This window comes from Cyclobacterium sp. SYSU L10401 (genome assembly GCF_010993705.1).
GTDB lineage: Bacteria > Bacteroidota > Bacteroidia > Cytophagales > Cyclobacteriaceae > Cyclobacterium.
This window is the reverse complement of record NZ_WOFO01000001.1, coordinates 260001-280591: the sequence shown is the minus strand read 5'-3', so window position 1 is coordinate 280591 and position 20591 is coordinate 260001. Positions and strand designations below refer to the sequence as shown.

General features: G+C 38.1%; 17 protein-coding genes. 14 read left to right on the top strand and 3 right to left on the bottom strand.

The genetic code is table 11. The features are described from left to right. The first annotated feature begins 180 nt into the window (after positions 1–180). The 11 genes from GL182_RS01155 to GL182_RS01105 all read left to right on the top strand — a co-directional run bounded on the left by GL182_RS01155 (position 181) and on the right by GL182_RS01105 (position 12955). Positions 181–1851, top strand: a complete 1671-nt coding sequence (locus GL182_RS01155; RefSeq protein WP_163377735.1) for a carbamoyltransferase — start codon at positions 181–183, stop codon at positions 1849–1851. A 336-nt stretch (positions 1852–2187) separates the two neighbouring features. Next, entirely contained in the window at positions 2188–3303 is a 1116-nt protein-coding gene (locus tag GL182_RS01150; protein ID WP_163377734.1) for a glycosyltransferase, read from the top strand. 31 nt (positions 3304–3334) lie between these two features. Continuing rightward, the gene (locus tag GL182_RS01145) at positions 3335–4405 is read left to right on the top strand and encodes a glycosyltransferase family 4 protein (protein WP_163377733.1); all 1071 of its coding nucleotides are present in this window, start codon (positions 3335–3337) and stop codon (positions 4403–4405) included. Between the two features lie 88 nt (positions 4406–4493). Next, positions 4494–5744, top strand: a complete 1251-nt coding sequence (locus GL182_RS01140; protein ID WP_163377732.1) for a glycosyltransferase family 4 protein — start codon at positions 4494–4496, stop codon at positions 5742–5744. Between the two features lie 28 nt (positions 5745–5772). Beyond that, a complete protein-coding gene (locus GL182_RS01135) occupies positions 5773–7137 on the top strand; it encodes a hypothetical protein (protein WP_240469501.1) in 1365 nt (454 codons plus the stop codon). Between the two features lie 17 nt (positions 7138–7154). Further along, positions 7155–8303, top strand: coding sequence for a glycosyltransferase family 4 protein (locus GL182_RS01130; RefSeq protein WP_163377731.1), 1149 nt, complete (start codon positions 7155–7157; stop codon positions 8301–8303). A gap of 113 nt (positions 8304–8416) precedes the next feature. Continuing rightward, positions 8417–9379: a glycosyltransferase family 2 protein gene (locus GL182_RS01125; RefSeq protein WP_163377730.1), complete on the top strand. Its 963-nt coding sequence runs from the start codon at positions 8417–8419 to the stop codon at positions 9377–9379. A gap of 4 nt (positions 9380–9383) precedes the next feature. Further along, complete coding sequence (locus tag GL182_RS01120; protein WP_163377729.1) at positions 9384–9938, top strand: putative colanic acid biosynthesis acetyltransferase; 555 nt, start codon at positions 9384–9386, stop codon at positions 9936–9938. Between the two features lie 274 nt (positions 9939–10212). Continuing rightward, positions 10213–10779 (top strand): DapH/DapD/GlmU-related protein, encoded by a 567-nt coding sequence (locus GL182_RS01115; RefSeq protein WP_163377728.1) that lies wholly within the window; start codon positions 10213–10215, stop codon positions 10777–10779. 13 nt (positions 10780–10792) lie between these two features. Then, on the top strand, positions 10793–11590 hold the full coding sequence (locus tag GL182_RS01110) for a glycosyltransferase family 2 protein (RefSeq protein WP_163377727.1): 798 nt from the start codon (positions 10793–10795) through the stop codon (positions 11588–11590). Positions 11591–11767: 177 nt separating this feature from the next. Continuing rightward, positions 11768–12955: a glycosyltransferase gene (locus GL182_RS01105; RefSeq protein WP_163377726.1), complete on the top strand. Its 1188-nt coding sequence runs from the start codon at positions 11768–11770 to the stop codon at positions 12953–12955. 221 nt (positions 12956–13176) lie between these two features. Here the strand turns inward: GL182_RS01105 and GL182_RS01100 are convergent, their stop codons facing one another. Further along, positions 13177–14064, bottom strand: a complete 888-nt coding sequence (locus GL182_RS01100; RefSeq protein ID WP_205603560.1) for a hypothetical protein — start codon at positions 14062–14064, stop codon at positions 13177–13179. A gap of 8 nt (positions 14065–14072) precedes the next feature. After that, entirely contained in the window at positions 14073–15524 is a 1452-nt protein-coding gene (locus GL182_RS01095; protein WP_163377724.1) for an MBOAT family O-acyltransferase, read from the bottom strand. 777 nt (positions 15525–16301) lie between these two features. Here GL182_RS01095 and GL182_RS01090 point away from each other — a divergent pair. Both GL182_RS01090 and GL182_RS01085 read left to right on the top strand, forming a co-directional pair. Then, positions 16302–17795, top strand: coding sequence for a PAS domain-containing sensor histidine kinase (locus GL182_RS01090; protein WP_163377723.1), 1494 nt, complete (start codon positions 16302–16304; stop codon positions 17793–17795). Beyond that, on the top strand, positions 17782–18180 hold the full coding sequence (locus GL182_RS01085; RefSeq protein WP_163377722.1) for a response regulator: 399 nt from the start codon (positions 17782–17784) through the stop codon (positions 18178–18180). Before GL182_RS01090 ends, GL182_RS01085 begins: the two co-directional genes overlap by 14 nt. A gap of 356 nt (positions 18181–18536) precedes the next feature. Here GL182_RS01085 and GL182_RS01080 read toward each other — a convergent pair whose 3' ends face one another. Then, entirely contained in the window at positions 18537–19040 is a 504-nt protein-coding gene (locus GL182_RS01080) for a hypothetical protein (protein ID WP_163377721.1), read from the bottom strand. Positions 19041–20131: 1091 nt separating this feature from the next. Here GL182_RS01080 and GL182_RS01075 point away from each other — a divergent pair. Next, positions 20132–20431, top strand: a complete 300-nt coding sequence (locus tag GL182_RS01075; protein WP_163377720.1) for a GIY-YIG nuclease family protein — start codon at positions 20132–20134, stop codon at positions 20429–20431. The last annotated feature ends 160 nt before the right edge of the window (positions 20432–20591 follow it).

Sequence of the window (20591 nt, the reverse complement as noted above, 5' to 3'; positions counted from 1 at the left end):
AAACTAATATACTACATATTGAATACGAATAGGTTGCTTTGTTTATCTATTGTTTTTCATAGACATGGTACTCACCTTTCGGAAAATAGGGAATTCTGCATGTTTTCCCTTAAACCCATTTGGGCACCCTTCGGTGTATCGCTACTAAAATTAAAGGATTAATCTATCAATTTTCACTATATGATAACTTTAGGAATCAATTATTTGGGAGGTCCAGGACATGACTCCTCCGCTGCATTGGCAGTTGATGGAAAGATAGTTTACGCCATTGCGGAAGAAAGGCTTTCCCGTAATAAGCAGGATTCAAACTTTCCCATCCTGGCTATCCAGGCCTGCCTGAATCATGCAAATATCAATATAGAAGAAGTAGATGATTTGGTTTTTGGTTGGCCAAAGTTAAAAGAACATTTTCTGGAAAACATCAAGTTAAATTTCAAGAGAGATTTGAAGGAGAGCTTCCCGTTACAATTCTTTAATTATTACCGAAGCTCTACCATCCGTAGTGTGAAAAATATAATGGAGGAACATCAGTTATTTCCAAAAAAGACCACGCATATTGATCACCACCTAGCCCATGCCTTGAGTGTAATGCCTTACTTGAAATCGGAAAATGCCTTAATTTTTGTAGTAGATGGTAGAGGTATCAAAGAATCGACTACTGTATATTTGAAAAAAGATCAATCTCTTGAGGAAATAAAAAGAATAAATTTTCCGAATTCGCTTGGAGTATATTACGCGGAAATGACCTCCCTTTGTGGATTCAGAAAATATGCAGATGAATGGAAGGTCATGGGCCTTGCTCCCTATGGAAAGGAAATTTATGACTTAGATGATTATTTGAAAGTGGAGAACGGTTTTCACCAGGTCAATCACCGAAAACTACTAAATGCAGATCAAATTGAATTGAATGGCAGGACCTTGCAAAAAAGAAAGTCCGATATAGACTCTATCAATGACGAAGAAGTTAAAAATTTAGCATTCTCTGCCCAACATTATTATGAGATGGCTATACTGGAACTAATGAGGTATTATACGGATCTTTATAATTTAAAGGCAGTTGGACTGGCAGGAGGCGTTGGATTAAATTGCAAGGCTAATGGTTTTGTGCAACGAGAACTTGCCTTGGAAGAATTTTTCATACAGCCAGCTGCCACTGATGATGGAACAGCTTTAGGCGCAGCTCTCTATCCTTTTTATCAAAACAAAAGTATTCAAACAATGACTTTTGATCCGTATCTGGGAAACTCCTATTCAGATAGCGAAATAGCATCTATTCTTGAAAAGTACAAATTAAAGTTTGAGAAGTTACCTGATGTTGAAAAAGATGCAGCACAGGAATTAGCCAATGGAAAGATTTTGGGCTGGTTTCAGGGTAGAGATGAGTTTGGTCCAAGGGCATTGGGAAACCGCTCCATTTTATCAGATCCAAGAGATGAAAAAATGCGTGATCGGGTAAATGAAATCGTAAAATACCGAGAAGGTTGGCGACCATTTGCACCATCAATTTTAGCTGAGAAAGCAAGTGAAGTATTGGCAAACATTGAGTATTCCCCTTACATGATCCTTACAGATTCAGCCACAGAGGCCTACGAAAGTAAAATTCCCGCAGTAGTACATGTGGACAAAACGCTGAGACCACAAACCGTACACAAGAGCTTGAACCCCCGGTACTGGAACTTAATTAATGAATTCTATCAGTTAACCGGTGTTCCCGTCGTAGTGAACACGTCATTTAACCTAAAAGGAGAGCCCAATGTAAGTCATCCCTCTGATGCGATAAAAACATTTTTCACTTCAGGGTTAGATCTATTGTATTTGGGAAACTTCAAAGTATATAAAACATTTAACTAAAATGACTTTTAGTTAGTTGGAAAATTGGAGGAGGCGGGCCAGTACCTCTTCCCTGTTTAACCAGGCAAAATTTCAGACCAAATATCTATTCAATGTCAAAAAGAAACACCTTCCTCGCTTTAGAAACCGGGTTTTTTGATCATGACAATGGAATCAACCCGAGTTAAATTATTAAAATAAAGAAACCTTTGCCAGCGCCTATCACTTCTGAAAAATTCCTTTGGATAGGTGGTGGGATTATCTCTAATGAACTGCTGGAGTCAAAAAACCTCGTTACCTCATCAAATAGTCAGGTAGTCTTCTCACCAAAAGGATTAAAGAAATGTATTTGAGTAAATGAAAATACTTTTTCTTTGCGGCTCTCTGGAACCTGGCAGAGATGGTGTAGGCGATTATACCAGAAGACTGGCAATCGAATGTCAACTTTTAGGACAGCAAGTAGCTATAATAGCCATCAATGAAAAAATCTTGGCCGCATCCAGAATAAACGACATGCAGCAGGAAGGTTCTCATTCGGTTTTAACCCATCGCCTTTCTGCTAAAGATAGCTGGGGAAAACGCAAGGCTAAAACCGAAGAAATCATTTCCCGGTTTTCCCCGGAAATAATCAGTTTCCAGTATGTCTCTTTTTCGTTCCACAATAAAGGGATTCCTTACTTTTTGCCTCGTTGGATGTCAGAGATTACCGGTTTCCAGGCAAAATGGCATTTTATGTTCCATGAGCTTTGGATTACTGAGTCCATCGGTGAATCCTTAAAGGATTGGCTGTTAAGCCAAATTCAAAAACAAATCATTAAAAAGCTATTGAACCAAGTTAATAGCCCATTGATTCATACCAGTACTTTAAAGTATCACACCATGCTGAAAAAGTTGGGATTCAGGGCTGATATTTTACCTATTTTCAGTAACCTACCTAAAGGAAGAAAAAGCGTATTACCACATATTTCAGATAGAAATGAAAAGTTCATTGCTGTGTTTTTTGGTCACCTCCATGAGGTCGAAAATTTTGCGGAAAAAATCAAAACGCTTAGCAATGTTCTTGAAAACGAGTTAAATAAGCAATTGGAGATTATTCACATTGGAGCCAATCAGCATCCAAAAACATTAAACTGGATCAATCAATTACCCCATCCCACTTTTTCCTTGGGCTTTTTGACTGCCCAGGAGGCCGCAGACATCATATACAACGCAGACCTAGGTTTATCTAATTACCCCGTAGAACTGGTTCAAAAAAGTGGTAGCATTGCTTCGATATTGTATAATGGGCTGCCAGTAATTGTACTATCATCAGTTAAATCCACAACCCATCTTCCTGAATTTAAGGAGGTGACGGTTTGGGATGAAGGTCTGGATTTACAGCAATTTATCGACCAGAAACCTGACTTTTCATCAAAATATGATCCCAGGCATACCGCCCAACATCTTTTGGAAGTTTTTAAATCACCTCAGTGACATGTTTTTCAGTCTCTCTTTTAAGTAAAAAATGAAAGTTTTAATTCTTTCTCATAAATTCTACCCTGACATAGGTGGTATCGAAAGCAATTCAGAGGTATTGGCCAATGAGTTTACACGTTTGGGTTGTAGTGTGCGACTGGTTACCTGGACTAAAAAAAATGGAGAAAAAGCATTTCCATTTGACATTGTCAGAAACCCTACTTTGATTGACTTATATAGAGCACACCACTGGGCCGATATCGTTTTTGAAAACAATCCCTGCCTCCGGCTGGCCTGGGTTAACCTGTTTATCTGGCGACCGCTAGTAGTAGCCCTCAATACAAGGATCTCAAGGGATAGTGGTCAAATTGGATGGCAGGATAGATTGAAATTCAATTGGCTAAACCGTGCAGAAGATGTGATTGCGGTAAGCGAAGCACTAAGGGAAAAAAACTGGCCCAGGGCAAAAGTAATAGGTAATCCTTACAGGAAAGAAAATTTCAAAATTCTACCGGGCCTAATCAGATCCATTGACCTGGTATTTTTGGGAAGGTTGGTCCCGGATAAGGGAGCAAATTTAGCCATAGCAGCGTTGGCATCGCTGATTTCAGACGAATCAAGTCAATCATTTCATTCCTGTCGACTGACCATTATTGGAGATGGCCCCGAAAGGGGACCATTGGAAAAGCTAACGGAGATGTTGGAAGTTTCGGAGAGGGTCACCTTTACAGGAAATTTGCAGGGAAAAGAATTGGCAAATTGTCTAAACCTACATCGGATAATATTGGTACCTTCCACCTGTGAAGAAGCCTTTGGGAATGTGGTTCTGGAGGGAATGGCATGTGGTTGTATTCCCATAGTTTCGGATAAAGGTGGTTTGCCGGAAGCGGTTGGAAATGCAGGTTTGGTTTTTGAAAGTGGTAATGTGAAGTCCTTAACGGCATGCATCAGATCCTTGCAGCTCGGATCAAATGCAGAGAAGCAGTTGCAAATAAATGCCCGTGCCCATTTGTTGAAGCATCAACCTGAAAAAGTTGCCAAATCCTATTTAAAAATAATCAGGAAAGCTCATGAGGGGAAAAAAACAACGCACTTGAAAAACCCTTATTTGATTCCCTAAGACGGTTTTTTTAAGCATCATGGTATAAACGCAACATTCCATATCATAAGCATTTTTAAATTATCAAATCTATCCTTAAAACGTTTCTATGAAATGTTTACTACTTCATCCGACTGGCAACCAATTTGTCATTGCTATACTTAACGCGCTAGAAAATGAGGGACTACTAGCAGGATTTGGAACAACGATATCGGTAAATCCAAATGCTCATTGGCTCAAATTATTACCCCTGCCGGTAAAAGAGGAATTGCTCAGGAGAGCTTTTCCAGTTGGTAAGGATAACGTTTTGACACGTCCCTTACTGGAAATAATCAGGTTAGCCTCCATTAAAATCGGGGTAAACAATTTTACCGCACACGAAAAAGGAATCGCTTCTATTGATGCTGTTTACCAGGATTTTGATAGAAAAAGTGCCCGTGACCTTCTGCGTTTATATAAAAAAAAACAGATAGATGCTGTATACGCTTATGAGGATGGTGCACTCGAAACCTTTATACAAGCAAAAAAAATAGGGGTAAGGTGTATTTACGATCTTCCAATAGCTTACTGGGAAACAGGTCAGGCACTAATGAATGAAGAAGTCAGCCGACACCCTGATTGGGCAGTCACTCTCGGGGGTGGGATCAACGATTCTGACAGGAAACTAGCAAGAAAAACGAAGGAGATGGAATTGGCAGATACCATAGTTTGTCCAGGACAATTCGTAATGGACACTATACCTGATTGGGCATCAAATAAACAACTATTAATGGTACCATTTGGATCGCCGGAAACATGCTTTAATGGAAATAACAAAAAATCAGCTACAATAAAGAAACGACCGCTAAGGGTTCTTTTCGCTGGCTCTATGGGGCAAAGAAAAGGCTTGGCAGATTTATTCGAAGCCATGCGTTTGATTAAAGGTTCTGATATAGAGTTGGTGGTCATGGGTGCTTTGCTCGCACCAATGGATTTCTATAAAAAAAGATTCGCCCAGTTTATTTACGAACCAGGAAGACCGCATGAGCAGGTATTGAAGCTTATGAGGTCCTGCGATATTTTTTGCCTCCCCTCTATCGTAGAGGGAAGGGCATTGGTCATGCAAGAGGCAATGAGCCAGGGATTGCCTTTGATTATAACTCCCAATACAGGCGGATCGGATTTGATAATAGAAGGAAAAACAGGCTTTTTGGTTCCTATTCGCTCACCAGAAAAAATCGCTGAAAAACTCTTGTGGTTTAGAGATCATAGGGAAAATATTCCAGAAATGGGCTTAATGGCACAGAACCATGTGGCGAAATACACCTGGGCAAATTATGGATCCACTATTGTGAACGGATTGAAAAGGAAAACTGAATAAAATAGAATTTTTGAAATTTAGTATATTGTTGAAAAGAGATAACTCCCCTATGGCTTTACAAAAGCCGGAAGCTATGGTTTCCAAAAATATATATAGTCAAAGTATTGGTTATGATGCTACCCTATTAATAAAAAAATGCATTTGGTTATACTTTTTATTAATAATATTTGAAGGAGCATTGCGAAAATGGGCTTTCCCTGGATTGGCAACACCCTTACTGGTAGTAAGGGATCCTATAGCCATTTTCTTACTTTATTTGACATGGAAAAAAAATTTATTTCCCTCTAATGGCTATTTGTCAGCCATGTTACTTATTGGCGTTTTAAGTATTTACACGGCAATTTTTTTCGGGCATGGTAATTTATTTGTGACACTTTTTGGAGCAAGAATCATGTTAATACATTTTCCTTTGATGTTTTTAATCGGGAAATTTTTTGACCGTGATGATGTTTTGAAAATGGGAAGAGCTACCGTTTACCTGGCTATTCCTATGGTAATTCTTATAGGTCTCCAATTTTACAGTCCCCAATCGGCATTTTTGAACAGGGGTGTGGGTGGAGATTTAGAAGGAGCAGGGTTTGATGGCGCCTTGGGCTTTTTTCGTCCTCCGGGAACATTTTCGTTTACCAATGGGAACACGCTTTTTTTTAGCTTTGTAACAACTTTCATTTTTTATTTTTGGTTTAACAGTGAAAAAATCAGTAAAATCGCATTAATTCTGGCATCTATTGGTTTATTGATTGCCATACCGTTTTCTATTAGCCGTTCTCTATTATTTCAAGTTTTGGTCAGTACCCTTTTTGTATTTGTTGCTGTTTTTAGAAATCCAAGGTATTTCTCTTTCGTTTTAATTGCAGTAATCGGAGTCACATCAGTCGCAGGCTTATTACTATTAAATACAGATTATCTTTCTACTGCTATTGATGCATTTTCTACAAGATTTGAAAATGCAAGTCAGGTAGAAGGCGGATTGGAAGGTACGCTCATCGGCCGGTTTTTGGGTGGACTTATCGGTTCTATAATAAATTTTAACGAAGTACCTTTTTGGGGCTTCGGACTTGGTATGGGGACCAATGCTGGAAGTGTGTTATTGACAGGGAGCCGCAACTTCCTTGTAGCTGAAAATGAGTGGGGAAGACTAATTGGAGAAATGGGGCTATTTTTAGGGTTAGGGGTAATTCTGATTCGGATTGGAATTGTCGTTAAACTTACATTTGCTTCATTCAAAAATGTAGTACAGGGAGATTTTTTACCCTGGTTCCTGCTGAGCTTTGGTTTACTCACTATTTTACAAAGCCAATGGGCACAACCTACTGCTTTAGGCTTCAGTACCATTATAGGGGGGTTAATAATTGCGGCCTTCAATGAACCTCCTTCTGGTGAAAATATCTGATTCATCAGATTTTGATTATGGAAATAATATTAATTGGAAATTATCCGCCGGATAAGCAAGAGAGCATGCAACGTTTTGCTTTGATGTTACAATCCGGATTTGTGAAAGAAGGATATCCAACAACCATATGGAAACCGACTGTTATTTTTGGTTCCATATTTCAATCAACTCAATCCGGAATAGGAAAATGGATTGGGTATTTAGACAAATGGTTTATATTTCAACTTGTATTGATAAGCCGTCTGCTCCTCAAAAAAATCCGAAATGAGGAAGCTCTTTTTCACATCTGCGATCATTCCAATGCTCCATATCTCCGGTTTTTACCAATGGAAAAAACATCCATAACCTGCCATGATGTATTGGCCATACGCGGATCTATGGGCCATGCGGATGCCTACTGTACGGCAACTCCAACAGGTAAACTATATCAAAAATGGATTCTGAGCCACCTGGTGCAGGTCAGAAAACTGGCTGCAGTTTCCCGGTTTACATTAAATCAGCTAATCGATCTACAAAAAAACACGGATCTAAATAAGGGTAATAAGCATTACCAGGTAATCCATAATGCGTTTAATGGAGATTTTAAACCAATGACTGTAAAGCAGGCTTTTCCGCTCATTCAAAATTTAGGAATCGCTACCCCCTACTTATATATGCTCCATGTCGGTTCAAACCATCGTAGAAAGAACAGGAAATTGATTTTGGATGTTGCGAACGAACTGGGAACTGAATGGAATGGGCAAATATGTTTCGCAGGAGAGGCCCCAGACAGTGACCTATTGGAATATGCTGTTTCTTTAGGCTTAATGGATCGACTGGTAATTGTCTCAAACCCCGACCATATGACATTGAGGGCACTATACAGCCTTTGTGAAGCCTTTATTTTCCCCTCTTTTTCAGAAGGATTTGGTTGGCCACTTATTGAAGCACAGGCTTGCGGAGCCCCGGTAATTGCCAGCAGCATCCAGCCAATGCCAGAGATAAGTGAGGGATCTGCCCTTCATGCAGACCCTAGCCACCCTAAAGATTTTGCAAATGCTTTTAGGATGCTACAAAAGCAAAATCTAAAATTGGAAATGTGTAAGAAAGGTATGATGAATATAAAAAGATTTAGCAATAAAAAAATGACACAAAAGTACTTATCACTTTTTGGTTTAACTAAATAAAGTTGACTCCTCAGTGTAGCATTTGATGCAACACGATATAATTTATTAGACAAAAACAATAAATAATAAACTTTTAATAAAAATAGTTTCCAAAGAATTGATTGTTTAAGGCAATGAAAGTTTCAATAATTATTCCAGCTTATAATGCTGAAAAATGGATCAAAAAGTGCCTGGATAGTATTTTAAACCAAAGCTATTCCATCCTAGAAATAATTGCAGTGAATGACGGAAGTACTGATGGGACTTTAGGTATATTAAATAGGTATAGCGAAAAAGATAAACGTTTGTTGGTAATAGACAAGAAAAACGAAGGCACCTATTTAGCTAGAAATGAGGGAGTAAAAAAGTCAACTGGTAGTTTAATCTTCCATACCGATGCGGATGATTTCCTCGAGCCAAACGCCATTGAATTATTAGTCTCTAGAATGAAGAAGGAAAACGCCGATTTGGTTATTGGGAATAATTATCAATTATTAAATGGTAAAAGGAAAATTATAACAAACAGATTACCTTTAAAACAAAACAACGTAGAGCTATTAAAAAGTTTACTTAAAAATGATATAAAAGGATATATCTGGGGGAAACTTTATAAGAAAGAATTACTGTTAAACCTAAATTATAGGTTTACAAAATTACTGCAGGAAGACGTATTATTCAATTTACATGTGTTTATTAATCATAACATAAAGATAAGTTTAGAACCTAGCCCTATATATAACTATGTTTTACATAATACAAGTGCCAATTCATCAACAGATCCCATTTTTATAGAAAACATTTACAAATTTAATTTGGTGACTGAAAAAATGTTGCGTAAATCAAAATATCTCTCGGAACTAAAAGAAGAGCTAAAATTATTTAATTGTCGAAACTTTATTGTATATGCCCGTTTAGGAGGCATACTGGCCAAAGACAAAGATTTTCGAGAGAATTTCTACCGCAAAAACTATACCCCCTTTGTAAAAGAAAACCTTGCTTTCTATCACAATTTGGAAATGAAGGCTTATAATTTTCACTATGATTTGGGGAGAATAGTTACCAAGTCAATGAAAAAGATAAATCATTTAATTTTCTAAGACCATGGAGAACAGAGGTTTTGATTTATCAAATTATAATTTTAGTTTTAGTTTAAGGAATAAAATTGGTAGAGTAATATGGTCATTTTGTTATTTTCTTCTCTTTAGACCCTTTAATTTAGAAACCTTCAAGGGCTGGAGATCATTTATATTAAAATCATTTGGGGCAAAAATTGGCCATAACACCAGCATTCAGGCAAGTGTCAGAATCTGGGCCCCTTGGAATTTAGAAGTAGGTAGCTTTTCTAGTATTGGACCGAAAGTGGATTGCTATAATCAGGGGAAAATCAAAATTGGAGATCATACCGTAATTTCCCAAAAAACATACCTCTGTGCCTCTTCCCACGATTACACCTTACCTGATTTTCCTTTAATTTGTCAATATATTACTATTGGCAATAAAGTGTGGGTAGCAGCAGATGCGTTTATTGGACCGACTGTAAATATTGGTGAAGGGGCTGTGGTAGGAGCCAGGTCAGCGGTATTTAAAGATGTCGCACCATGGACGGTGGTTGGAGGAAATCCAGCTAAAATAATTAAAAATAGAGGTACTTTTTAATCATCATACATTCTGATTAAAGGGGTTTTATTCGCTTTACTTCTTTGTCACTGAATTTTTATTATTGACGAATGATTATTTGTTTGAAAAAATCCAACTTCTTCAATGTATAAAATACAATATGGTTAAATAACTTCAATTATTCCGTTCCTATATTTCTATATCAGCTAAGAAATCAACCAGATTTTTCTTAAAAATATTCCCAAAGAGGATGGTTTTCTTGCTAAATATAGTATTAAATTAAGTTCATGAGAGTAGTTTTTGGATTTTAAATATGGTCAATCAAGATACAATAACAGGTGCCTCTTTTCCTTTAAGTAATCGCTTGGCAAGGTTTAGCTGGGGAATCATTTATGTAATATTTTTTGCTTATTCTCCCATCCCCTTTCATCCGTGGCGTTCCTTACTCCTAAGAATTTTTGGAGCAAAGGTGGGAAAGCAAGTTCGGGTTTATCCTAAAGTAAAAATATGGGCTCCATGGAACCTGGAATTATCAGACCAGTGTACAGTAGGACCCGGTTCTAACCTATACTCTCAAGGTAGAATTTTCATTGGTAAAAGAACTACTGTTTCCCCGGGTGTTCACGTATGTACCGGAACACATGATTATACCTTACCCGGATTCCCTCTCATTACAAAACCTATTAGTATTGGTAATTACTGTTGGATTGCGGCCGATTCCTTTATTCATCCGGGAATTAACATTGGTGAAGGATGTGTCATTGGAGCGAGATCGGTAGTGAATAAGGACATGCCCCCTTGGATGGTGTGTTCTGGATTCCCATGTAAACCCATAAAAAAAAGAGTTCTGGAAAAAAGTAAATTTTCAAATACCTATTGAGTCAATTCACTAAATGATTTCTGTTATCATACTAACTAAAAATGAGGAAAAAGATCTTCCGATATGCCTGGATTCATTGAAATGGTCAGATGATATACATATTCTCGATTCCGGAAGTGAAGATAATACAATTGAAATCGCAAAAAATCATGGTGCTTCCATTAGTTTCAATCCCTTTGTCAGCTTCGGAGAACAAAGGAATTTCGCACTGGATAACATCAAAACGAAATACGAATGGATTCTTTTCCTTGATTCCGATGAGAAAGTCACTCCAGCTTTTGAAAATGCTATAAAAAAATCTATATCTATTGCAGATCGGCAAGTAGCCGGATTCTACTGCTGCTGCAAAATGATGCTGGAGGGCAAATGGCTAAAACGCTGTGACAACTTTCCAAAATGGCAGTTTAGATTGCTCTGCAGGGGCAGAGCCAGATTTACGGACTTTGGACATGGGCAAAAAGAAGATACAGTTCATGGAAGGATTGAATACATCAAAGAACCTTACCTGCATTATGGATTTTCAAAGGGTTGGGCACAATGGATTGAGCGTCACAACAAGTACTCCAGTCAAGAAGCCCTTTATAGAAAAAAACACTGTCCCCCATTTAAGAACATATTCACCTCCCAGGAAAGCTTAAGGAACCCAGCATTAAAATCATGGTTGAGCAAAGTTCCAGGGTGGCCTCTTTTACGCTTTTTCCAAGCATACTTGGTGAATTTTGGATTCATTGAAGGCGTTCCTGGCCTGATCTATTGTATCAATATGGCTTATTACGAGTTTTTGATTCAAATTAAAATGAGGGAGCTGTAAATTTGACTTTAAAAGCTAAGCTATATTGGCAAGGAATTTATCCGGTTAAAAAAATATCCTATTTCATTTTAAGTTTTTAATCTGATTAATACTGATCGTATTGAATAGGTAAAACTCAAAATATTTTTAGAGAATTTCATTCCATCAGCATTTTGAAAACGTCTGGAAAAAAGTAAAATGAAAGTACTTCAAGTTGTAGGAAGTATGCATCCAACCTCTGGTGGCGTAAGTCAGGGTATAAGGAATATAGTTCCCGCATTAAGGGAAAAAGGTGTCCACAACGAAATAGTTTGCATGGATGATCCAAACACAGCTAATTTGGATCTGGAAGGCTTCACGGTGCATTGCCTGGGACCAGCAACTACCCCCTGGTCCTATTCTTCTAACCTATTACCTTGGTTAAGGGATAACCTCAAAAAGTTTGATGCTGTAATTGTAAACGGACTCTGGCTCTATCCCGGCTTCGCAGTAGTGAAAGCCTTGAGCCAAATTCGTGGGGAAAAACCACCATTGTTTGTGATGCCCCACGGCATGTTGGACCCCTATTTCCAAAAGGCCAATGGCAGAAAACTAAAGGCAATACGCAATTGGGTTTACTGGAAGTTGATTGAGCAAAAATTAATTCATAAAGCTGCAGGACTTTTATTTACTTGTGAACAAGAGCTGATTTTGGCCAGGAATACATTTTCCCCCTATCAACCGGCAAAAGAGCTGAATGTAGGTTATGGGATTCCGGAACCACCGCCTTACACGCCTCAAATGGCAGCCGTATTTCATAAAAGATGCCAGGAAATAAAACATAGACCCTATCTTTTGTTTCTCAGTCGAATTCATGAAAAAAAAGGAGTTGATTTATTGATCAGGGCTTATTCCCAATTAATCGACAAAGATTTTCAGGGTCAACTACCCCTATTGGTTATCGCAGGTCCGGGAATGGACACAGGCTATGGACGGCAGCTGCAAGACATGGTCGACGAGAACCCAAAGTTGAAAAAAGCCATCATTTTCCCAGGTATGTTGACCGGAGAGTTAAAGTGGGCTGCATTTTACGGCTGTGAAGCCTTTGTACTACCCTCCCACCAGGAAAATTTTGGTATTGCGGTAGTGGAAGCGCTGGCTTGCGGCAAACCTGTATTAATTTCCGATCAGGTAAATATCTGGAAAGAAATTTCTGATTCAGAGGGGGGATTGATTGCCAAAGACAACCAAAAGGGAGTAACCGACCAATTGAAACGGTGGGGACAACTATCTTCCGATCAAAAAGAAACAATGGGTAAACAGGCTGAAAAATGCTTTCAAAATTACTTCTCTATCCAGCAAGCTGCACACAAAATAATCCATGCTCTTTATGAGACTTCAGCATAAACAGCAAAAGTTTCATTGAATTGGCTGAGTCGTGCTATCTATTGAGAAGTTCGCTCTATCTTTGTTGCCATTACTTTAATGGCTCTTTTTTTTAACCCGTTGTCCATAATAACAGCCTGGTTTTTTAGCTGATTCACACTTTTATCTTCAATAAATCATGAGTATACTAAATGCAGGTCAATATAGGTAACAGCTATTCGCTGATCCAACTGTGGCAGGTACTATTGAATTATTTTTTTCAGTTGAATAGAAGTTTTTCGTGCTCCCAAGAAGGATACATGATCTCCATCTGGAATAAAACATTCATCGGAAAGCTTAAGATGCTCTAAATCGATAGCATCAATTTTTTCTGATTTCAAAATTTCACCTAACTTATTTTTGTAACTTAAAGGTATTTTATTAAGATAATACCTATGTAATGGTGTTTTTAATACTGTCAAATGTACATTTTTCGATGTACAAAGTTTAATAATTTGCCTTAAGTAAGAAATATTTAATTCAGAAAAATCATTCACCTTGCCTTCGTTATAGAATTGAAAATTTAATCTTTTATCCATGGACAATTGATCTGCGCTGGTGTCTTTAAAATAATCAGAGAAGCCTCCGATATAGGGAAAATATTGCTTAAACCAAATCTGATATATTCCATGGGTAATTATTCCCTTAACAAAAGGAGCAATACTATTTCTATTCCAATATAGCATTCTAAATTGTTCTTCGAGGGGTAAAATAGAAAAATATTTAGGTGCAATTTCAGAAGAAAAATCACCACCTATTAATTCATCATAGTAGTTGGATAAACTATGATAACTGAAACCCAGATAAACATGTTTTACTGAAGGGTTTACATCTAATAGCCTCTCCAGTTTGTAGTAAGAAAAATAAAAAGATTCTGCACTTATAGCAATATTAATACTATGTGGTACAATACTATCATTAATGGCACATTGAATATGTGAATCCCCTATAAACACTTTTGAAATATCAGGTGGTATTTTAAAGGATGGCGCATTTTTTTTTACTAAATAATCAAATCCAAATAAAGCTGGCAACATTAATAGTAGGGGAACTATTATATAAATTAATATTTTCCTTACAAACTGTTCCATAGCATTCATTAAAATTGAAAATATATGAACTCTTGCCCTTTCCCCCCAAACCAAAATATTACAAATATAATTGAGTAATAGACTACATATCTTAGCGGTGGTTTCCAACTCAGTCCCAAGTTAGCAATTGCATACTGCCCTTCACGACCTCGCCATTCAATTAAAATAAAAACTCCAATAAAAATTATTGTAACTAGGGCATTATACATTCCTTCAAATCTAGGCACGGTGAATAAAGAAAGTGATAAGATCTCTGAAACATAGCTTATTGCGTGTCCGATATTGTTGGCTCTAAAAAAAATCCAGGCAAAAACTGTCAAACTAAAAGTCAATAACATGAACGATAGTTCTTTTAAACTTGGGGATAATTTTCCGTGGGCTACGATCGTTTCCAAATTGATCCGGTTATTGTTGGTCAATAAAAGGGGTAGGAAATAAACAGCATTTAAGGCTCCCCAAACTATAAATGTCCAATTCGCACCGTGCCAAAAACCACTCACAATAAATATAAGGAATGTATTTCTAACTTTCATTAATGTCCCTCCCCGACTACCTCCTAAGGGTATATACAGGTAATCTCTAAACCAAGTTGAAAGAGAAATATGCCAACGTCTCCAAAATTCTGCTATATCTCTTGAAAAGTATGGAAAGTTGAAATTTCTCATTAAGTCAAATCCGAAAAGACGGGAAGTACCTATTGCAATATCAGAATAACCTGAAAAATCCCCATATATTTGAAAAGTAAAAAACAATGCTCCAAGAACTAATGTACTACCGGAGTAGTTATCAGAATTGTTGAAGATCAGATTTGCGTAAACTGCACAATTGTCTGCAATTACAATCTTCTTAAACAAGCCCCAGAGTATTTGCCGCATTCCATCTACGGCTTTTGAATATTCAAAAATTCGTTTCCTATAAAACTGTGGTAGCAAATGAGTTGCCCTTTCAATTGGACCTGCAACCAATTGGGGAAAAAAGCTCACAAAAGCAGAAAATGCAACAAAATCTTTCGTTGGTTCAAGTTTTCGCTTGTAAACATCTATGGTGTAGCTTAAAGTTTGGAAGGTATAAAAACTAATTCCAACTGGTAATATGATATTCAGTGAACGGGTTTCCAGGTCTGTACCAAAAAGAGAAAAAGCAGTTTCAAACTGCTCTCGGAAAAAATTATAGTATTTAAAAGTGCCAAGAAATCCTAAATTAATTAAAATACTTATCCATAATAAAATTTTTCTCTTTTTTTGGCTGTTCTCAGTTTTTAGCTTCCTGCCTACAGAGAAATCTACAAAAGTACTGAATAAAATCAATGATAAAAATCTCCAGTCCCACCAACCGTAAAATAGATAACTTGCAGTAACAATTAAGAAATTTTGTAATTTCAAATTTTTATTAGCCACAAACCAATAGAGTATAAAAACTATAGGCAAGAAAATAGCAAAGTCAATTGAATTGAAGAGCATCTTTGTCCTATCCTTTATGGTTAATTTTGGATCTTACCATTTCGTATATCTATTAGCAGTGGGGAAGCCGTCTGTCTGCAATCAAATTTAGCAGCCGAAACTTGTGAATACTTATTATGTTCTTATATAAAATCTTCCAATTTTGTAAGAAAAATAATGAATTTTGATTAGGAAAATAACACTTTTCAATAATTTTTTCAAGACAGCAATGGTATCCCGAACAAATACTAAAATCAATCAACTAACATCCTATATAATTGAGAGGTTAATATTCTAAAACTTTTAGTCTCTTGTGACTATTTCTATTCCGTTTGTAAGTAGGATTTTTAATTAAAACAAACTTTTTGTTACCAGATAAGCTGAACATTTAATTTATAGAATACAGACAAAACCCGAAATTTTTCCCCATTCCAAAAACGTGTCTATTCCAGGTAATTTTCTTTTTTTGATTGCTGCCAATTTTTAAATCTTAAATCGCATCCAGTACCCGGTAGGAGGCCAAAACCTCCAGCAGCAGGCAAGCCTTCCACCTGAAATTTTCCGATTAAAGTCCAATATGATTCTTCCGTCTACCTAAAAGAATAAATTTTTATTTATTTCATACCATTTTTAACTACATTTGAACCCGTAATATGGTTATTCATTGTCACAGCCAGGTACTTGATCGTAAGGGATTTTGGTACTGCTCCGGGCAACCTGAAGCCGGTGGTACCGCCTTTTTGTCAATGTAGCTGACTTGGTATGTAAGGAAGCGGATTCAAATTCCGGGAGGTATTTATGGAGAAAATAGCAGATTATATGTATGCCCTCGATGAGTCGGCAATTGTTGCCATCACCGACCAGAAAGGATTGATTACACATGTAAATGATAATTTTTGCAAGATCTCCAAATACAGCCGGAAAGAGCTCATTGGTCAGGATCACCGCATTATCAACTCCGGTTATCATCCCGAATCCTTCATCCGCAACCTTTGGACCACCATAGCTAACGGAAAGGTATGGAAAGGCGAAATAAAAAATAAAGCCAAAGACGGAACCTACTATTGGGTGGATACTACTATCGTACCCTTTCTTAGCAGTGACGGCAAACCTTACCAATATGTAGCCATACGCTTTGATATTACAGGCCGGAAAAAGGGAGAAGAGGATTTGAATAAGTCCCTTAAGGAGATTTCCGACTACAAATATGCCCTGGATGTCTCTGCAATCGTTGCCATCACCGATCAAAAAGGCACCATCAGGCATGTAAACGAAAATTTTTGTAATATTTCGAAATATAGTGCCGAAGAACTGATCGGACAGGACCACCGCATTATCAACTCCGGTTATCATCCAAAGGCCTATATCGGTGAATTGTGGACCACCATAGCCAATGGCAGGGTTTGGAAAGGAGAGCTGAAAAACAAAGCCAAAGACGGGACCTACTATTGGGTGGATACTACCATTGTTCCTTTTCTGAAAGCAGACGGTAAACCCTACCAATATGTAGCGATTCGTTCTGACATAACAGAGAGAAAAAAGGGGGAAGAGCACATCAAAAAAATCAATCATCAAGCCATTGAACATGGCAAAGCATTGGAATTCAAAAACAGGCAACTGGTAGATTTCTGCAATATCGTTTCCCATAACCTGAGGGGACCGTTGATCAACATTTCCATGCTGATCGATTATCTGGAGGAAAGCGAATCAGAAGAAGAAAAAAATGAGGTTCAGGCAAAAATAAAACCCGTTGTCAATCACCTGATGGAGGTATTCAATGAACTGGTAGAATCCATACAGGTAAAGCAGGATACTGCCATAGAAGGAGAAAAACTTTATCTGGACAATTGCCTTGAAAAAGTATTGGTTGGTTTTGAAACTGAGATCAAAGAGTTCCAGGCAGAGGTTAAAGCAGATTTTAGCGAAGCTCCTGTGGTTTTTTTTCCTCAAAAATATCTGGTAAGTATATTTACTAACCTTATTGGCAACGCATTAAAATACAGGTCTCCTGACAGATCTCCTGAGATCTACATCGAGTCCAGTTCGGTAAGCGGGGCTACCCTACTTTCATTTTCAGACAATGGCCTGGGAATCGACCTGAACCTTCATCAGCAGCACCTGTTTAAAATCCGGAAGACATTTCATAAGCATCCTGACGCAAAGGGTTTTGGCCTTTTTATGATCAAAACACAAATTGAGGCGATGGGGGGAGACATTTGGGCAAAAAGCCAACCCGGAAAAGGGAGTACATTTTTTGTTAAAATTAAAAACGAAAAGCATGAACAGCATTAAAAACCTAACCCTGATAGATGATGATGAGGTATTTGTGTACCTCACCAGAAAAACCCTGAAAAAGACCAACCTGGTAGGGCAGGTAAGGGTCTTTGAAAATGGCCTCGACGCATTAAATTTTATCAAAACAAACCTTGACAGGAAGGAAGAATTACCCGAAGTAATTTTTCTGGACCTGAGCATGCCGATCATGGATGGCTGGCAATTTCTCCAGGAGTATCGTCAATTAAAATTAGGTCCTGTAAAAAATATCACCATTTACATCTGCTCCTCCTCCATCTCCCCGGACGACGTGGCCAGAGCCAAAGCTATCAATGAAGTTTCTGATTTTATTTTCAAACCCATCACCTCTCAGAAACTGTTAGATATCGTTGATAGCCTATAGACCCTGATTATTTCTTCCCGCCAAGAAGCCACTCCTGGCTTCCAAAGCCTATGATTTCTGAGCTGGGCCGGTTAATTTTCTCCTTGGCGAAGGGTGTGTTTTGACGGCGCAGCCTATTTTGAACAGATTAAACTCAACAGTATCATTTTGAAATCCAAAAAATATTTATAAACCCAAACTATGTATTGGGTTTCTTTATGAAGGCTGAAATTGCAAGAAAATCAGGCAGTTTGGAAACCCGCTATGGTGAAATCGAAAATAGCAGCGTAGCGGCTGATTTTGAAGCTGTTTAAGGTACTAATAGATGGACTAATGCATATTTTTGGTTTAAATGGTGCTAATCCTTATTTCTGAACCTATTCCAACGCATCCCATTCTTCTTTGGATGCCCGACTTTTTTGGTATTCCATCATCATTTTCCAGGTACCCTCATTGACCAACAACCCATCAAAATGGATGTAATAGCCCTGCTTTTCTCCATTCAATTTAAAAGAATAGTGAAAAATGCCGCTTTCATAGGCGGTGGTAGGGTCCCCTAACCGCCTGTTGAATCGGAATGCTACCGATGATTTCCTTATTCCGGATTTGGTGTCATCAAAATCTTTTTTCCACCCGGCAAGTGCTCGGGCAATCGGATAGGCGACCTCGCTAACGCCTGAAACCAATGTGGCCTGTTCATGAAAGGTACCTGCATAGCCTTCAAAGTCGCCTTCTCCAATCGTGCGAGAAACTTCGGTCCAGAACTCATCTAATTGGGCGATTCGATCACGATCAGATCTATCGCTATTTTGCGAAAATCCGTTCATCGAGCATAGCAAGAGAACGATTAACAGCATATTTTTTGCATGCATACTTGACATAGGTATGGATTTGACGTATCTGTAATAATGGGTTTTCAGCGTCGATAATTTGATCCTATTGGACCCGACAGGTTAAATAGGTCGGTACCGATACCTCAATCTAGTGCTTCTTTTGTTTTATTGAAAGATTTTTTTCTACAAAAGTGCTTTCTTTTCATTTCAACCTGCCCGGAACCCCCCTGGCAAGACATCTACTGCTCTTACCGAATAAAGTCAGAGAAGGGGCCAGTGATGTCAATTTCACCTGCCATTGACGGTATTTCCTTCCCGTTGAACGCTTCCCGTCACGGCGAGAATTAACTTTTTTTAAACGCAGAAATCAGAATGACGGTATTTACTTTTAACTGTCTATTTTTCAATATGTTAAAAAAATAAAGACTGACATCAAACCACCCCCTGTCTCCCCCTCCTGTTTTCATGAGGGGGAGACAGGGGGGTGGTAAAATACGTCATCGGTCCTAAAATGACTCCAATCCTATTCCATCAACCGCCCCAGCACCCGCGGCAGTCTGTCGGAAGACGTAAACATCCGGCGTATTTTAATACCCTTTTTCCTAATCCTTATGCGCACGCTCCGGTTCAGATTGCTCCCTTTTCAGGCTGAGCCTGCCGAAGCCCGATCGGACTCGCAATGACGATGAATTCCGTCACTGCGAGGGTGCTGACTAAATTTAAATGGTATCGTAAAACAACCCGGCACCCGCGGCAGTCTGTAGGAAAACGTACACAGCAGGCGTTTTTAATCTCCTTAATTCGAACTCCTTACGTCAACGCTCCGGTTCAGATTGCTTCGCTGGCGCTCGCAATGACGACGTTGGAGTAACCGCGACTCGATGCCGTCACTCGCAATGACGCGATGTACTCACTGGAAATGCGACCCGCCACTGCGAGGTGGCTCATTTGGATAAGATAATCTGTTGAGCATTTGGTACGTTTCTTCGGCAGTCTTTTGAGATATGTAATCGATAAGAGAATCTTGTTAGTTTTTTAAAAAAACTATATCAATCCAATGTTATAGGAATACTTAACGGTATTCGGGTAAAAATATGTAATTTTAGTTTGCCGCAATATTCTCAACAAATCTAAGAAAAATGAAAAAAGGAGGTGCTGTCTATATAATGACCAACCAAAATAACACTACATTATATGTTGGTGTAACAGAAAACCTTTTAAAAAGAATAGTAGAGCACAAAACCCGAATAAACCCCTCCTCTTTTACCTCACGATATAGAATAAAAAAATTGGTATATTTTGAATTATTTCACTCAATAGAAGAAGCTATTTGCAGAGAGAAGCAACTTAAATCCGGGAGTAGAAAAAAGAAAAATGACTTAATCAATGCCTTTAATCCATCTTGGAAAGACTTGTACGAAGAAGTAAAAGATTGGTGATCTTTAGTTTTTGACAGGTTTAAGAAATGCAAGTCTTCAATTGTCACAATGAATATTCTCAAAGGTAGACGTGCAGATCAGCCGTACCTAACTGTCCTTCTCTGATTTCCTTGTGCTCTCGCTCCGGTTCAGATTGCTTCGCTGCGCTCGCAATGACGAC

What these genes read in the sequence shown, in the direction of transcription:
- GL182_RS01155 (WP_163377735.1), top strand. Translation starts at nt 181, where the DNA reads ATGATAACTTTAGGAATCAATTATTTGGGAGGTCCAGGACATGACTCC.
- GL182_RS01150 (WP_163377734.1), top strand. Translation starts at nt 2,188, where the DNA reads ATGAAAATACTTTTTCTTTGCGGCTCTCTGGAACCTGGCAGAGATGGT.
- GL182_RS01145 (WP_163377733.1), top strand. Translation starts at nt 3,335, where the DNA reads ATGAAAGTTTTAATTCTTTCTCATAAATTCTACCCTGACATAGGTGGT.
- GL182_RS01140 (WP_163377732.1), top strand. Translation starts at nt 4,494, where the DNA reads ATGAAATGTTTACTACTTCATCCGACTGGCAACCAATTTGTCATTGCT.
- GL182_RS01130 (WP_163377731.1), top strand. Translation starts at nt 7,155, where the DNA reads ATGGAAATAATATTAATTGGAAATTATCCGCCGGATAAGCAAGAGAGC.
- GL182_RS01125 (WP_163377730.1), top strand. Translation starts at nt 8,417, where the DNA reads ATGAAAGTTTCAATAATTATTCCAGCTTATAATGCTGAAAAATGGATC.
- GL182_RS01120 (WP_163377729.1), top strand. Translation starts at nt 9,384, where the DNA reads ATGGAGAACAGAGGTTTTGATTTATCAAATTATAATTTTAGTTTTAGT.
- GL182_RS01115 (WP_163377728.1), top strand. Translation starts at nt 10,213, where the DNA reads ATGGTCAATCAAGATACAATAACAGGTGCCTCTTTTCCTTTAAGTAAT.
- GL182_RS01110 (WP_163377727.1), top strand. Translation starts at nt 10,793, where the DNA reads ATGATTTCTGTTATCATACTAACTAAAAATGAGGAAAAAGATCTTCCG.
- GL182_RS01105 (WP_163377726.1), top strand. Translation starts at nt 11,768, where the DNA reads ATGAAAGTACTTCAAGTTGTAGGAAGTATGCATCCAACCTCTGGTGGC.
- GL182_RS01100 (WP_205603560.1), bottom strand. Translation starts at nt 14,064, where the DNA reads ATGGAACAGTTTGTAAGGAAAATATTAATTTATATAATAGTTCCCCTA.
- GL182_RS01095 (WP_163377724.1), bottom strand. Translation starts at nt 15,524, where the DNA reads ATGCTCTTCAATTCAATTGACTTTGCTATTTTCTTGCCTATAGTTTTT.
- GL182_RS01090 (WP_163377723.1), top strand. Translation starts at nt 16,302, where the DNA reads ATGGAGAAAATAGCAGATTATATGTATGCCCTCGATGAGTCGGCAATT.
- GL182_RS01085 (WP_163377722.1), top strand. Translation starts at nt 17,782, where the DNA reads ATGAACAGCATTAAAAACCTAACCCTGATAGATGATGATGAGGTATTT.
- GL182_RS01080 (WP_163377721.1), bottom strand. Translation starts at nt 19,040, where the DNA reads ATGTCAAGTATGCATGCAAAAAATATGCTGTTAATCGTTCTCTTGCTA.
- GL182_RS01075 (WP_163377720.1), top strand. Translation starts at nt 20,132, where the DNA reads ATGAAAAAAGGAGGTGCTGTCTATATAATGACCAACCAAAATAACACT.